Origin of the sequence: Vibrio sp. 10N.239.312.C11, assembly GCF_041466065.1 — a bacterium.
Lineage (GTDB): Bacteria > Pseudomonadota > Gammaproteobacteria > Enterobacterales > Vibrionaceae > Vibrio > Vibrio tasmaniensis_A.
Genome location: NZ_JBFSRZ010000131.1, coordinates 1 through 1688 on the forward strand (window position 1 = coordinate 1; position 1688 = coordinate 1688).

Sequence of the window (1688 nt, forward strand, 5' to 3'; positions counted from 1 at the left end):
CTGATCAGATCGTAGGTTCTTGATTTAGTTCCATTGAATTACGCAACAAAGCCCCGTAACAATCAACATAAAATCAAAGCTGCCTGATATCTGATAGCACTGAGTAACCTCTGACGCCTTAGAAATAGAATGGCGAAAAATTTGATAGATATCCCCTCGATCGCGCTCCATTTCAACGGACACAACTAGGGTCATCTTGCTACCAGTAAGCTCAGGATTAATGATCGATACATCACCGACTATCACGCCCTCTTGCCTCAATCGTTTCACTCGCTTTAAGCAAGCAGGAGGTGATAGCCCTACGATCTCGGCTAACGATTGATTAGGGATCCGGTTATTCTTCTGAAGCTCAACCAATATGCTTCTATCTATACGGTCTATTTCCATAATTTCTTAAACCATGATTTTTTGACTGATAATTTCTTACTTTAAGGCAATTTAAAAATTACAGGCAACTTTATAGGTTATTTTTGAAATAATAATCACAACAATCGCGGTAAGATCTTTTTATACAACACAACGAGTTATGGTCGTAACAATGAAATCAACCTATCAATTTTTCAAAGAGCTCCTCAAAGAAATCTTCGATGTCACTTCGACGCTTTTCCGTATCATGATTCCAATCATCATATTGATAAAAGTCGTCGAAGAGCTTGGCGGCATAATGATTCTTAGCGAATGGCTAAGCCCTATAATGGAAAGCGTCGGATTACCCAAAGAAATGGGTCTAGTATGGGCAACTACCATACTCACCAACATCTATGCCGGGCTAATTATCCTTATTAATTCCGATGTTCCCTTAACGGTTGCTCAAGCTTCAATTTTAGGCAGCATGATGCTCCTTGCTCACTCATTGCCAATTGAAGGCGCAATTGCCAAAAAAGCAGGTGTTAGCTGGCTGGCTACCCTATCGGTGAGAGTGGGTGGAGGCTTAGTGCTGGCATGGCTACTCAACCTCAGTTATCAATACGGAGACTGGCTCAACTACCCAGCAACCGTGCTTTGGCAACCGGAAGTATCTGGAGACACGAGTTATCTTGGTTGGGCGCTTGAACAATTCAAGAACTTTGCGGTTATCTTCATGGTAATCTCAGCACTATTACTGTTACTCAAGATCTTAAAGGTTCTAGGTATTGAGAAACTCATGGCAGTATTACTGAGACCATTGTTAAGAGTGCTGGGAATCAGCAAAGACGCAACAAACCTAACAATAATAGGAATCACGCTCGGCCTTTCGTTTGGTGGCGGCTTATTAATCAATGAAGCCAAGAAAGGGCATATCTCAGCAAGAGACGTATTCACCGCAATCATGCTGCTCAACTTGCTCCACAGTTTAATTGAAGATACGTTGTTGATCCTACTCATCGGGGCTGATTTCTACACGATATTTTGGGGAAGGCTTGTATTCTCGGTGTTGGTTGTCGCTGTGATATCAAACGTCATTAAGCGCATGAATCCAAGCACTTGCGAACGGTATTTTTATCGCGATGTCTCTCAGTCATAGTTGGACTAACTCATCCTGAAATAGCTTTACTATTGTTGTTAAAGCTATTTCAGGTTTGTTCTTAGAAGAGCCTAAATAAAGGTTTTCCAATGGGTGCTACTGTCAATCCAATTAGTATGAAAGACCAGAACGGCTTTGTTGCGTAATTAAATTTAAAGATAGAACAACCCCGTTTCGCGTATTT

General features: G+C 41.3%; 1 protein-coding gene and 1 pseudogene. One reads left to right on the forward strand and one right to left on the reverse strand.

Translation table 11 applies throughout. From position 1 onward, the window contains the following. Positions 1 to 54 precede the first annotated feature (54 nt). A pseudogene (locus tag AB6D07_RS22930) lies at positions 55 to 387 on the reverse strand (Lrp/AsnC family transcriptional regulator); the annotation flags it as partial. A 151-nt stretch (positions 388 to 538) separates the two neighbouring features. Between AB6D07_RS22930 and AB6D07_RS22935 the strand changes: the two are divergent. After that, on the forward strand, positions 539 to 1504 hold the full coding sequence (locus AB6D07_RS22935; RefSeq protein WP_029222840.1) for a hypothetical protein: 966 nt from the start codon (positions 539 to 541) through the stop codon (positions 1502 to 1504). Positions 1505 to 1688 lie beyond the last annotated feature (184 nt).